We start from the raw sequence: 12,998 nt of genomic DNA, 5'->3' as shown, positions 1-12,998 counted from the left end.
ATAGCCAGAAAGTTGACTCTCTTTAGCATATCTAGCAATCATCAAATTTTTGGTATTTAATGTACTTCCTTTAGAGGTTTCACAAGAAAAATTTTCTGTTACCTGCTATAAATTCCAGTTTTTCCCTACCATCAAAAATTTCCATCCATAGCACCTTTTGATTTAGATGAAGTTAGCGATCGCAAATAGTCTTAGTTATGCTGCTGATGGTATAGAATGGGCAGAGATAACTTTTTGATAATAGTTTCTTAACTGCTGAGTTGCTGCTGACCATCCCCAAGATTCTGCTTCAGCTCTGGCATTTTGACGTAGAGTTTCTCGTTCCTGTGAATGAGCTAAGAGGCTTTGAGTAGCTTTAATCGCTCCTTTTTCATCAACAGGATCGAATAGATAGCCATTTATTCCATTTGTAACAATATCAGGAATACCTCCAGAATTAGCTGCTACTACAGGAGTGCCGGCGGCCATAGCCTCTAAAAGTACCAATCCTAAAGTTTCAGTGCGAGAGGGAAAGATGAAAGCATCAGCAGATGCATAGGCAGAGGCCAGCTCTTGACCCCGGAGATAGCCCACAAAGTGTGTGGGAGTGTCTGCAAAATGTTGTTCTAGGGATTCTCGGTTAGGTCCATCTCCTACAAGAGCTAGACAAGCATTGGGGATGGCCTCCAGGATTGGTTTAATACGGTCAATCTCTTTTTCTGCACCTAAACGGCCAACGTATAGTAGTATTGCACTATCTGGATTTCCTTGACTGAGGCGATGGCGCATTTCTTGACTAGCATGGTGGGGCTGAAATAATTCTGTATCAACTCCGCGCTGCCAAAGGTTTACTCGCTCAATGCCGTGGTTGCTTAATTCTTCTACCATTGCTGTAGAGGTACAAAGATTTAAATCTGCTTGATTATGGCCAGATCTTAGTAATTCCCATAGTAAACCTTCGAGCATTCCTAAACCATAATGATGTAAGTATTGAGGAAGGTGAGTATGATAGGACGCTACAAGTGGAATATTCAACTTTTTAGCATAGTAGAGGCCACCTAAGCCTAATACTGCTGGGTTAGCTACATGAATTATATCTGGCTGAAACAGCTCTAGCTGTTTGCCAATGGTAGGAGTGGGTATTGCTAATTTTAATTCTGGATAGAGGGGTAAGGGAAAACCCTCAATGCCACAAATTTTTGCTCCTTGATATTCTTTTAGTCCTCCCTCGGGGGAAAATATTAGCACTTGGTCGCCAGCACGTTGCAGATGTTCAACAGTGTGGCATAGACGGGTAACTATACCATCTATTTTTGGTAAAAAGGTTTCGGTAAAAAGAGCTATCCTCATAAGTATAAAAAATATAAATTTATTAGCTGGAAAAATATTAGCAATAATATTGATTGATTAATTTTTTGATTTAGTAATAAGTTTAGGTAGAGGGTAGTAAATTTTGTGTGCTATGTATGAAGTTGTAAATAAGTTCAAAAGTTAGTTATGTAAGTTACTTGAGACTTTTTTTGCCTGAAGCAATGCAACGTATTTTTTCTAGCTGTTTCTACTTATTTATCTAGTTTATTTACAATATCGATAATCCCAGTTTGTATATTATCTCAGAATTATCTACTGGATAAACATTTTCTTTCGGTGTGATTAAGTCAGTCCATTTACTTGATTCTTTATTACTGTGCTGCTGTCGTACAAATTCTGTAATATCTTCTATTTTGACAATCCAATTTCGGCTATAATTGCGTAAAATTTCACCCCGCAGTCCTAATTGAATTGCTCGTCGTTCCACTTTTTGACCCATGGGATTATGATCTGGGTCCCATTGCAATCTTACAGGCGATCGCTTTAAAGTTTTTTTCCATTCTTCTTGAGTTTTATAAATAGTTGGAATAAAATTTGAATGTACAGCATTTGATGAAATTCAAATGCTGTACGTTTAATAGTTACAGCAAGAATAACTTCTTGCCCTGTTTTTGTTCCCCATCCGGAACGATACATCATCCACAAAAAGTTAGGTTTAATCCAACTCATTCTACTCAGGCTAAATTCACCACCAAAATAACCTTTTGAAGCTGCAAAACTAGCTATTTCTGGTCTATATGCTTGATAGACAACTATAGAGTTTTCATCAAATTGCGCTAATATATGTTTACCTTTTTCTGGCCAATTACTAACTTGAATTAAGTAGTTTTCTGTGGCTAGCTGCATATTAACTCAGTAGTAGTCTTAAGTAATTTTATATTTTAATTTATTTGAGCGAATAATTAAGGTTTAAAGCCTCTCCTTTTAAGGATAAACAATGAATTAATTTTCCTTTCAAGGAGAGGTGATTATTAATTATTAATCATTAATTGTTGAACATCTTTCAATGATTATGAAGAAAAAAAACTAAGTTTTTAGGTAAACCTGATAGACATGAGTTTTTTTGACTTTATATGAGTAAAAATTATTTGAAATTATTCTATTTTTATATCTATATAATTAGCAAAATCTTTGAATTCACACAAATTAAATTTATCAAGATTAATAAGAGGTAATAAGTAAATCTATTGCCTCTTATTTGAATATTTAGATAAAACTCAGGTTAAAGTATAATCAAATTTATTATATATAACCCCAACCACAAGTAAAATTACTACACTTACTGAATATAAATCTATTAAATAAGCGATCGGCACTAAGCACTCAGTCGGATGATTTTTTTAACGTGAGCTAAGGTAATTTCAACCTCTCCCAAACCATCCTGGTTTTGACATCCTCTCCCGTTAAATCAAAGAATATAATGGGAGATTCCCAAACCTCACAATTTAGGTTTACTGCTTGAGTGGCACTTATCTAGGTTGAACACAACCCCTGACAGTACCCCTACACAGTCAATTTATTCTTACGATCTGCCCGACAGCAGTGACAGCTCAGTATGAGCATATCCACATTATTATCACATAATTCTATCTGAGTGTGATGTTAAGTTAGACCCTTGCTAGTCTTGGTCAGTATCTATTTTTATTTTTGTCATGATTCATCTCCCGGTAAATCGGAGATTATACCGGGAGTTCTCAAAGCTCCATTTTAGATAGAGTTATTATTCAGCTTTAGATGCTAATGTACTTTTTACAGCGTCTGATTGTTTATTGTTTTCCTCAGTTTTGGATATTAATGTACTTTCTACAGTATCTAATTGTTGAGTTTTTTCTCGATGCCAAGATACTTTAGGTAAAATATGGTTTTTATCCACTCTTTCTTTATACTTAATAGCAAAATTGAGTAAAGAATCTAACAAAGAATCAGAAAGATAATGAGGTTTTAAACCAAGCTCCAGTAGATTCGTATTTTTAGCATTGAAATAATGCTGCTCTAATTCTACTCTAGGATTATCCAAATGATTAATCTGCACATCTAAATCCATAGTCTTACCCGCTTCTTTTACCATTTCTGCTAGTTTTTGAACACTAAACATTTCAGTAAATTGGTTAAAAACTCGGAATTTACCTGATTCTGCGGGGTTAGCGATCGCTATTTCCATACAACGGACAGTATCTCTAATATCTAAGAATGCCCTAGTTTGTCCACCTGTACCATAAACAGTTAGTGGGTGGCCAATTGCTGCTTGAATACAAAATCTATTCAGAGCTGTACCAAAAACTCCATCATAGTCTAGACGGTTAATCAGAATTTCATCATTGATTATTTCATCATCTAGAAGGCCAGTTAAAGCAACACCATATACGACACCTTGATTGAGGTCTGTAGCACGGAGGCCCCATATTTTGCAGGCAAAGTGAATGTTGTGGCTATCGTGAACCTTACTTAAATGATAGAAAGACCCTGGTTGTTTCGGATAAGGTAGAGTATCCTTACGTCCATTATGTTCAATAGTAATGTAACCTTCTTCAATATCTATATTAGGAGTACCATATTCTCCCATAGTTCCCAGTTTTACCAAGTGGGAGTCTGGAAAATCCTCTTTCATCGCATAGAGAATATTGAGAGTACCAACAACATTATTAACTTGGGTCATAACAGCGTGTTCCCGGTCAATCATAGAAAATGGGGCTGCCCGTTGTTCGCCAAAGTGGACTATAGATTCTGGTTCAAACTGACGTAGTGTTTTACTAAGGAAGTCGTAGTTGGTAATGTCTCCTATATATAGGTCAATTGTTTTACCTGTAAGGTCTTTCCAACGTTGGATACGTTTTTGGATCGGGGCAATAGGTGTGAGGGTTTCTACTTGAATTTCCATATCCCAGTGTCGCCGAACCATACTGTCTAGGATACCCACTTCATAACCTTGATTGGAAAGATAAAGAGCGGTTGCCCAACCGCAGTAGCCATCGCCACCAATTACTAGGACTTTCATAAACTTACTTTGAATCTTACTTACCGATATTGGCTTAATGTATCAGGTATTGGAACTTTATGGCGTTTCTTGTTTAAATCAAATGCAACTGGGTGAACTGTCCCGGCGCTGACGCAAGCGTACAGCGCGAGCTTCCTACCCAGAGACCAGCGTAGTAGTAGATTTCTTACGTCCTCTATTACTACGACTTACAGTCTGGCGATCGGCTTTGTCCCGCGTCCCACAGGTCAAAATTCGTAGTCCCTCGTCTCTGAGGTTAATTGCAGCATTTATATCCCTGTCATGGGTTGTTTGGCAATTTTCACAAGTCCACTGTCTGACATCAAGAGGTAAACTTCCTACTTGGTTTAAGCAAATATGGCAAGTTTTAGAACTGGGGAAAAATCTATCAACCTCTTACTTTCTATGTAATCTATTACCTTTTGTCTTATATCTAAACTATAAGTCATTACTTTAAACTACTCTCAATTCTATTTGAAAATTTTACTCTGTTTTTGTCTCATCCTTAAGTTAAACGACTATATTCAGGATACAAACCAATGCTACAGTTTGATAACTGGAGTGAAGGCTGTGATAGAAGTACATAATACAATATCTAAAACTATCCAGTCACAAACCTAACTTTCTAACCAATAAATGATTGTTAGTGTATATTATACCTAGTCACTAATAACGTTCTTTTTTCAGGGAGGCAAATTTCTATGAAATCTACAGGAAAAAAAATCATCACTACAGATTTTGATGATCAACAAATCTATAGAGAAGAACAAAAGATTTATCATCACTTTTTGGAATTGGTTTTAACTGAATCAATCGATCAAATAATTGAGAGATTTCGGATACTATTTATTCTATGTTCCCCATACCGAATTCCAGAAATATCTACAGCACTCTCGAAAATCATACAACTCCCAGAATGCCAAGAAAAATTTAATTATCTGCTGAATCGTTGTTGTTATATCTTGATTAATCATCAACAACTACCTCAAGATAAAAAAAATGTTTTAAAACAACTGATGAATTTATTTGAGCAAGCAATTGATAAATCTGACTCTTCCTATGACAGACCTCGCCTAACAAAAAAAATGTTAGAACTTGTCAAAGGTTTTACTCAAAGCCAACAGTATTTGAGTTTAAAACGGATGGTAGAAGTAATAAATATATCATCTGCAAATCATACCCACGATCCTCTAAATCAACCTTTAAAAAATCTTAATTCCCACTATCCTTATTTATATAAATATTTATTAATTACTCCAAATAGCAGTAAAGAACATCAACAAGCTATCAGAAAAATGCAAGTAGAAAAACAGCAAAAATATGAAATTGATTTATCCCATTATGTTAGTCACCAAGCTAGACTACAAGTTAGTCAAGTTAAAAAGTCTACATCTGCTAAAAATCCTACCTTATTGTCTAATGATGAACTATTATTATCTATCAAACAATTTGTGGGAAAAGTAGAAGGGAATGAAACATATCGAAATTATGCTAAACGGTTTTTAGCTTATACCACAGTTCCCCAATCATATCACCTTTTTAAACACAGTTTTTATGAATATCTAAGTTCATCATTTGATGTTGAATCTCATCATATTCAAGTTCACTTTAAGAATAAACTCTACCACTATTTAAGAAGCATTATGTCTGAACGTAATGATGAGTTATTAAATGAATCTTTAATGATGAAGACTTGCCATAAATTATTAAGCTTTTTTATTGTCCATAGTTCAAAGAAGTCACAGCATTTCTTTTTTATTAATCTGATTGGTAATTTAGGACCTGTAATCACAACAGGACTACTACTAAAAATCTTATTAGTTTGTCAACAACTTAAACCTAACTTAGAAAAACGATTTGCACTCTTATTTAAGCATTACCAATTTTCAACACAAAAAAAAGTTCAATGGTTAGTCAAAGTATTGGAAAATATGCAAATAGCCCTCAGTACAAATTTTGGTAGAATAGACCTTTCTTTCTTTAATTAGCAAGATTTTAGCAAATAAATACAAATTGTTTACCTATATTTTGGGTAATTAATTTCCATTTCTTTTTTTTTGCCATACTCCCTAGAACTAAGCGATCACAGAAGTGAAATTTGCTCCTTGATTATAAATTGTAGCGACCAGCAATAAGAAAGCCGTGGACTAGGAATAAGGAACTTTTTCAGCCAGAATTAATTCCAACTAGATTAACATTTGAGCCAGGATTAAATGCAACTGAGCACTGAACATAATATTAGATATTTATTGCCTAATTTTTACGATACTGCCAAGTTTTATAAGTTTCTGTGTCACTAAGAATATTCACATAAAATAAATCTATTCCCTCCTGCTCCAATAAAGCCAATATTGCTAAATTTAATTCGTCATAAGCTCTCGAATAATTATCTAAATCATTAGTAAATCCAATTACTCTAATCACACGAGCATTTCTTTCCAAACCATTAAATCTGACTATACAAGAATCATATAAAAGGTCAATATTTTGGGAAATTGCTCGAATTTTTTCATTAAGAGCGACTATTTTTTTAGATGAAATTCCGTCAATCTTAATATATAAATTAATAGCTGCTTTCTTCCGTTCGTTGGGCTGTTGAGATAAATTTTTAATGCTACCATCAATCATTTTAGAGTTAGGAATTTTTTGAATAGCTCCTTCAAAACCAATATAAATTGTTGTACTTCTAATACCTATATTTTTTACCTCTGCCCAACTACCACTTGGTAATAAAAGCCAGTCATTTACTCGATATAAACTATCACTATAAATGACAATTGTTGCTAACCAATCACCAACAATATCCTTAAATAATAAACCTAATGTCAGACCAGCACCGCCGATTAAACCAACAATTGCAGTGGCAGAAGCTCCCAATAATATTTCTCCTGCTTTTAGACCAAAAATTACGATAGCAGTTAACCTAAATAGCTTCGGAATATAGGGGCTAATAATATCATCTAATTCGGTATCTGTTTGAGCTGATAAATTTTGTAGCAGCTCTCCTAAAATAGGAGATGTACGGTAAACAATTAGTGCTACATTACCTACTATTGCTAAATTAATAATTCCTGTAATTGTTTGATTTAGTTGAGGAGTAATATAATCTGTCAGTATTGATTGTATTATCCACAATCCCATTAAATAGACAAACCATCCTATGGGTTTTTTAATAACTACAATTAATTGATCGTCAAGGGTTGTTTTTGTATTACGAGTTAAAGCCTCAATTCGCTTAATTACAATTGTGGTTAATAATTGTTTTAAGGCTAATGTGGCTATTAAAACCAGGACTATAAAAAATATTATTCCTACTGGTATATTCAGAATTGTGAGATTTTTGATGATTTGCCAAATTGCTTCCATAATTATCCGATATTAGTCAAGCGGAGTTCAATAATACCATATTGGGTTTAACAGTTATAATTTAAAAAGGAAGAAGAAAGAGGGAAGGCTTTATATCAAGTCTCATTGAAGTAGCAGTCAGCACTCAGCTAGCCTCCTACGGAGGAACTTTCCTAGGTCATGCTGCGCAAACGTTAACAGCATATTGCTAACCCAAGGCTACCGCCTTTTCCTGCGGAATGCTACGCAAACATGTTGCGTAGCAAAACAGCTTTTCACGTTGTATAATGGGGGATTCTTTCCCCTCATAAACCCACATTCCGCACCACAAAATGTAGCAACCGAAGAAGGAGTCAGGAGACAACCCACCCCTCGCCCCTCCCCCTCCCAGGAGGGGAAAACAGGAGACAGAATTTTAGAAGAAAATTATAGCTGCCGTGATTGAGTCATCATCAGAGCAAGTATTTATGCGTAAATTTTTTACTAGGAAGATCGATGAACGAAAAAAGTATTGAGATGATTTGCATAGTATAAATATCTACCAAGCTACAGATTCATATACTACTTTTAATGATACGCTCTTGAAGTTCCGAATGTGGGATAAAAGGCGCACCACTAATTTTTTCAAGCTCTTGTGGGGGACCGTTACCCTCGAATTTCAAGCACTCCAGCTAAATGCTGGCAAGGGTCGCATTCCGGATCGAAAAGCTGATACCTAGTTAATTAATCATAATAGTCAGTTCCCTTTAGTCATCTTTAGATGACTTTTGCTATCCAGCTTAGTTAAATTTTTCTGTTTGCTGTTGTAGGTAAACTAATTATAAATTCAGTTCCTTCTCCTAGTATAGAATCAACGTCAATCTCTCCACCATGTTTTTCGACTATGATTTGACGGGCGATCGCCAATCCTAATCCTGTTCCTTTCCCTATTGCTTTAGTCGTAAATAGATGGTCGAAAATCTTGGCTTTCACTTCTTGTGACATTCCTTTGCCATTATCAGTGATCGCAATTTTCACCTGTTCATCTACCAGTTGCGTCTTAATGGTAATTAGATTAGAATGAGCTTGATTTTCTGTATCTCTTCCCCGATCGGATTCATCTAAAGCATCAATGGCATTGGCTAAAATATTCATAAACACCTGATTTAATTGTCCAGAAAAACAAACAATTTCCGGAATATTGCCGTAGTCGGTGACAACTTCAATGGCGGAACGATTTTCGTTAGCGTTGAGGCGATGGCGTAAAATCAGGATAGTGCTATCAATCCCTTCATGTAAGTCAAAAGGTCTTTTTGTATCGCTATCAGCGCGGGAGAAGGTGCGAAGACTTCTGCTAATTGATTGAATGCGATCACCAGCGTCTTTCATAGATTTAACTAACTTTGGTAAATCTTCTCGCATATAGTTTAAGTCGCTTGCTTCCAGTGCTTCTTCAATTTCTGCACCGGGTTGAGGAAATTTCTCGCGATAGAGATCGATGATACCTAATAGATCGTTGATGTAATCTTGTGCAACACTGACATTACCAACAATGGAACCAATTGGATTATTAATTTCATGGGCAACCCCAGCCACTAATTGCCCCAGCGCCGAGAGTTTCTCCTGTTGTACCAATTGCACTTGAGCTTGTTGCAGCGCCTGAGTCCGTTCACTCACCTGCTGTTCTAAAGTATCCGTCAGTCGCTTTAATCGCCAGTGGACTTTGACGCGAGCTAACACTTCCGCTTCTTCAAAGGGTTTGGTGATGTAATCGACTGCACCTAATGACAAACCTTTGACTTTGTCTTCGGTATCAGCGATAGCTGTCATAAAAATGACTGGAATCCCTTTAGTTGCTTGATTTGCCTGAAGACGACTGCAGGTTTCAAAACCATCTATTTTCGGCATATCAATGTCCAGCAGAATCATGTCTGGGTGATGGCGTTGTACTTGGGCTAGAGCATCTTCACCATCAACTGCCATGCGGACTTTATAGCCCGCAGCTTTTAAGGATTTTGACAACACAGATAAGTTAGTGGGTTTGTCATCCACAATCAAAATAAATGGTTGGGTTGGATCTGGCATGGGTTTCTGCTCCTTATTAAACGAGGTAGTTTTGAATAAATGCTCGCATTTGTTTGATTTCGCAAGCTTCTGCAAGGCGGATCAATTCTTGGGTAAAGGCAGCAGTATTGTTATCCTGAAGTTGTTCAGCGATTTCTATGATGCCATCAAGTTCTCCATCTTGGGCTAATTCCCAGATTTGCTGCAAGATTTCTGTTTCAGGTGGCTGGATTTCATCGGCAACAACCTCAATCTTCTGTTTTTCAGTGTTATTTGCGTCATAAATCCAATCTAATTGTAGATGTTTTTGCAGCAGTTCTAGTAAAGTTTTAGCTTGCACTGGTTTTGGTAAGAAATCATTTCCCCCAGCATCTAGACTTTTGTGGCGATCAATATCAAAAATACTGGCGGAAGAGACGAGAACAATTTTGTTTTGCAGTTGGGGATGGGATACTCCTTCGGAGTCAGTTCCTGAACGCAACTTATGTAAAAACTCAAACCCATTCATTATAGGCATAGATAAGTCAGTAATAACTAAATCCGGCGATGTTTTTAGTACCTGTTCGATACCCTCTTTTCCATTGTTAGCTTCGATCATTTCAAAGCCGATGGGTTCTAGAATATTAATTAATACGGAACGATTTTCCCAACGGTCATCAACAACCAATATTTTGCGTTTCTCACCTTTGTAACCCTGAATTACGCCTTGTTGCATGACTCTCAAAGTGTCTGCCCAATCTTCTGCTTCAGGCAGTTCAACTTCCCAACAGAAGGTGCTGCCTTCACCTAAAATACTTTGAACCTGGATTTCACTTTGCATCAACGCAGCAAGTTGACGGGTAATAGTTAGTCCGAGTCCCGTGCCTTCTGCTTGCTTTTTATGATCGCCAACTTGCTCAAAGGGAAAAAATATTTTTTCGATTTGTTCTGGAGTCATCCCCACCCCAGTATCTTCTACCTGAAAGCGAATTTTTGCCCCAATGGATTCAACCTTAAAAGTCACGCTACCGCGTTCGGTAAATTTAATGGCATTGCCCAGAAGGTTGATCAAAACCTGACGCAAACGTTTTTCATCCGCGCAAATACCCGTAGGCAATTGAGAGCTAACCTGGAAATTAAAGGTAATCCCTTTTTGTTCGGCACGAATGCGGATGATTTCAACAACACTTTGCAGGAAGGAAGGCAGATGGATGGCTGTGGGATGCAGTTCTAATTTTCGGGCTTCGATTTTGGCGAGGTCCAATATATCGTTGATTAGGTTCATCAAGTGAGAACCGGATTGGTAAATAATATCAATGCCGTTTTGCCCTTTTTGGGTGAGAGGTTCGCTGCGTTTTAAGATTTGGGCATAGCCAAGAATACCATTAAGTGGAGTGCGTAACTCGTGACTCATGTTAGCGAGGAATTCGCTTTTGGCTTGGTTGGCCCTGTCAGCAGTTTCTTTTGCTTGCTGAAGTTCCAAACTGGCTTGCTGAATTTCCTGAAATTTATCTTGCAGAACACTTGCCATAAATTGAAAGTTACTAGACAGGGTTTCAATTTCAGTAATTGAACTGGCTGGAATTTGTAGCGATTGATGTTCTGTGAGTTTATCGGGTAAATTGCTGGTGAGATTGGCAAGTTGCAGTAAGGGTTTAACTAGACTACTACTAATGGGTTTTGCTAAAAGAGGTGCTAGGATAGCGATCGCCATCAGAATAGCCAAGCTTTTGGTGTAAAATCCCTCAAGTTTTACCAAATGGTAAGCAGTCGGTGTTTCGATCGCCACTATCCATGGAAGCTCGCCGTCAATAGCACTCTTGTGCACGTAAAATGACTTTCTCCAAAGCACGGCTTTAGCAGTGTTGGGAATATTCGGTACCCAAAGGTAGCTATTTTGATCGATCCAATAAATTTCACCATTCCGGTCTCGATCAAAGGGTTGCCCTACTTTCAGATCTTCGCGAGTGGTAGTAATGACCCGGTCTCGTATATCTAGTAAACTCACTAGCCGAGTTGATGTAGACTGACTGGATAGCCATCTTTTTTTCAGGTTATTTACATCAATTTCTGCAACAAATTGACCCACTAGGTTGTCATCTTGCCAAATGGGTATACTCTGAAAGATCGTTGGCGAATCGGATATCATTATCATCTCAGAGAGCATTGGCTGTTTTGCTGTTAACAAACCCTGAAGTGGTAAACTGTTTAGTTGAGTAACATTTTGATTAGCGTTTTCGACAGTGGTTGAATTGAGAATCTGCCCATATGTGTTTGTAATATAAAGATTGCGGAAATCGGGAACGGTTTGTTGAGCAATTTGAATTGTTTCCTGGTTCTGGGAACGGTTTGAGCGATTCCACAGCGGAACGCTATCTTGAATATTGGATGCGAGTGCTTCCAACTTCTCCAGGTTTTGTTGATGCCAGTTCTGTATATCGGTACTGACATTTTGTCTGGTTTCTTCTAGGCGAACTAAAACGTTGTTCTCTTGAACAGAGGTAGCATCCTGACAGTTCCACATGGTCAGTACCATTGCTGGGAGTAAGACAAAAGCTACTAGCAAATTAAGGAGGGTCTGCTCAAAGGCATGAGTTTTATTCTTGATGCTAAACCATTGAGCAATGGGTGTGTGAGTTAGAATCATACTGGCAATTAAGGCATTGCAAATTTGGTTGAGTGGATTTTTGAAGGAAATGAATAAAACACTTTCAGGGGGAATTTTAGCGACAACGATATAGAGGAACCACAGAAGTGGAAATCCGATAATTCCCCAATAAAAAACATCAAGGAGTAATAAGTTGCTGCTGCGCCGTCGCAGTCCCCAACCGACAAAAATCGCTTCCAGGGTGTAGAGAATAAAGGCAGAGGGGTGGTGCCACAACAAAATTGTATAGGAACTGGAAATCGCGGCAGCGATCGTGCCCCAACCGAACCCGTACAGTCTGACGACCAGCATGGTAAAAATACTACCAAACAGCCAGTCGATATGAAGAATTATGGGAATTTTGAAGTAATTACCCATATACCCTGCCAACAGCAAGCAGAGCAAAACAATTGTCGTTCTCCACCGATGTTTGTTTCTATGTGAGTTCCAAGATTCTGCAATATTTCCTGCCATTGTTTCCTCAATTAGTGTTAAAATTTAGTATTAAAATAAAGTTTGATAGAATTGTGCTAGTAATATCAAATCCGGTAGCATCCATGTTATTCAGTATTTTAAAGATCAGAGTCTATATTAGACATCTCCAGAAAATAGGGAACAGGAAACAGCGAACAGGGAGGA

9 protein-coding genes and 1 pseudogene are annotated in these 12,998 nt (G+C 37.3%); 2 read left to right on the top strand and 8 right to left on the bottom strand.

Going from position 1 to position 12,998, the window contains the following annotated elements; genetic code table 11:
- Window positions 1–195: 195 nt before the first annotated feature.
- The 5 genes and pseudogenes from F6K18_RS13650 to F6K18_RS13630 form a co-directional block, all read right to left on the bottom strand.
- Window positions 196–1,329: a glycosyltransferase family 1 protein gene (locus F6K18_RS13650; RefSeq protein ID WP_287521522.1), complete on the bottom strand. Its 1,134-nt coding sequence runs from the start codon at window positions 1,327–1,329 to the stop codon at window positions 196–198.
- A gap of 229 nt (window positions 1,330–1,558) precedes the next feature.
- On the bottom strand, window positions 1,559–1,870 hold the full coding sequence (locus F6K18_RS13645) for a DUF4291 family protein (protein ID WP_287521563.1): 312 nt from the start codon (window positions 1,868–1,870) through the stop codon (window positions 1,559–1,561).
- Window positions 1,834–2,196: a DUF4291 family protein gene (locus F6K18_RS13640; protein ID WP_287521521.1), complete on the bottom strand. Its 363-nt coding sequence runs from the start codon at window positions 2,194–2,196 to the stop codon at window positions 1,834–1,836. The genes F6K18_RS13645 and F6K18_RS13640 overlap by 37 nt, the downstream gene beginning before the upstream one ends.
- Before the next feature lie 874 nt (window positions 2,197–3,070).
- Window positions 3,071–4,345 (bottom strand): NAD-dependent epimerase/dehydratase family protein, encoded by a 1,275-nt coding sequence (locus F6K18_RS13635; RefSeq protein WP_287521519.1) that lies wholly within the window; start codon window positions 4,343–4,345, stop codon window positions 3,071–3,073.
- A gap of 135 nt (window positions 4,346–4,480) precedes the next feature.
- Window positions 4,481–4,741: pseudogene (locus tag F6K18_RS13630) on the bottom strand (zinc ribbon domain-containing protein); the annotation flags it as partial.
- 305 nt (window positions 4,742–5,046) lie between these two features.
- On the opposite strand from F6K18_RS13630, the gene F6K18_RS13625 reads away from it, so the two are divergent.
- The gene (locus F6K18_RS13625) at window positions 5,047–6,333 is read left to right on the top strand and encodes a hypothetical protein (protein WP_287521517.1); all 1,287 of its coding nucleotides are present in this window, start codon (window positions 5,047–5,049) and stop codon (window positions 6,331–6,333) included.
- A gap of 265 nt (window positions 6,334–6,598) precedes the next feature.
- Here F6K18_RS13625 and F6K18_RS13620 read toward each other — a convergent pair whose 3' ends face one another.
- Entirely contained in the window at window positions 6,599–7,711 is a 1,113-nt protein-coding gene (locus F6K18_RS13620) for a mechanosensitive ion channel family protein (protein WP_287521515.1), read from the bottom strand.
- Window positions 7,712–7,970: 259 nt separating this feature from the next.
- Between F6K18_RS13620 and F6K18_RS13615 the strand changes: the two genes are divergently transcribed.
- Entirely contained in the window at window positions 7,971–8,135 is a 165-nt protein-coding gene (locus tag F6K18_RS13615) for a hypothetical protein (RefSeq protein ID WP_287521513.1), read from the top strand.
- 338 nt (window positions 8,136–8,473) lie between these two features.
- On the opposite strand, the gene F6K18_RS13610 is transcribed toward F6K18_RS13615, so the two are convergent.
- Window positions 8,474–9,754: a response regulator gene (locus F6K18_RS13610; protein ID WP_287521511.1), complete on the bottom strand. Its 1,281-nt coding sequence runs from the start codon at window positions 9,752–9,754 to the stop codon at window positions 8,474–8,476.
- Between the two features lie 16 nt (window positions 9,755–9,770).
- Complete coding sequence (locus F6K18_RS13605; protein ID WP_287521510.1) at window positions 9,771–12,833, bottom strand: ATP-binding protein; 3,063 nt, start codon at window positions 12,831–12,833, stop codon at window positions 9,771–9,773.
- Between the last annotated feature and the right edge of the window lie 165 nt (window positions 12,834–12,998).

This window comes from Okeania sp. SIO2C2 (assembly GCF_010692625.1).
Lineage (GTDB): Bacteria > Cyanobacteriota > Cyanobacteriia > Cyanobacteriales > Microcoleaceae > Okeania > Okeania hirsuta.
This window is presented reverse-complemented; position numbering and strand designations above follow the sequence as displayed.